This is a genomic window from Oleiphilus sp. HI0043 (assembly GCF_001634935.1).
Genome location: NZ_LWEY01001318.1, coordinates 1 through 909, shown reverse-complemented (window position 1 = coordinate 909; position 909 = coordinate 1). Strand labels below are relative to the sequence as shown.

The following is a 909-nucleotide window of genomic DNA, read 5'->3' as shown; positions in this document are numbered from 1 at the left end:
CGGTGATATATTCTTTTCGGAACGGTGATAGGGATTTCACGGATGGTCAAGTTGCTGAAATCCTGCAGTCTTAAAAACGCGCCATTCCCGTAGTCTTAAAGACGCGTCATTCCCGCAGTGTGTTAAGCGGGAATCCATTTTGCTTGATGCGCCGTGCTAGGTATCATGGATCCCGGCTGAAGAGCACACCGGGATGACGATAGTGCACCCTAATGCCAAACAACCGCTTGGCGTGCTTCATACCAATCATCCAAATGAGGCTTGTAACTCGACTCAATAACATCTCGCTTCATCTTCATCGTCGGTGTTAGGTGCCCGCTGGCGATGCTCCACTCATCACTGACAATCGTCACGAACTTGATATGCTCATGAGGGTCAAGTGTAGAGTTTACGTCCTTGATTAAAGATTGAAAGCTAGAGGCAAGCTCTGCTTTAAAGTCATCACAGCTTGTTTTTTTGGCCGATGATTCGGCTAATACTACCAATGCGTGAGGTTGTGGGTACTCAGCGCCCGATACACAAACCATCTCAATGTCTTGATGGCCAATAATCTTATTCTCTATTGGCGCTGGCGCAACGTATTTACCTTTACTGGTTTTAAATATTTCTTTGGTTCGTCCGGTAATCTTAAGGCGTTTAAGTTCATCAATTTCACCACGATCCCCGGTTTTCAAATAGCCATCTTCAGTGAACTCAGCCTTGGTTTTCGCCTCATCCTTGTAGTAACCCATCATCAGGGTAGGGCTCTTGATTTGAATTTCACCTTGCTCACTGATTCGACAATCAACACCAGGTAAAGGTTCACCTACGTAACCAAGGCAACTTCTGCCTGGCTGGGACATATGAGAATAACCAAAGTTTTCAGACATGCCGTAGCCTTCGAGGAGTTCAAGACCAAGCTTTTGGTAC

1 pseudogene is annotated in these 909 nt (G+C 46.0%); it reads right to left on the bottom strand.

Annotated features, from left to right (window positions below):
• Window positions 1-209: 209 nt before the first annotated feature.
• A pseudogene (locus A3729_RS17600) lies at window positions 210-909 on the bottom strand (AMP-binding protein); the annotation flags it as partial.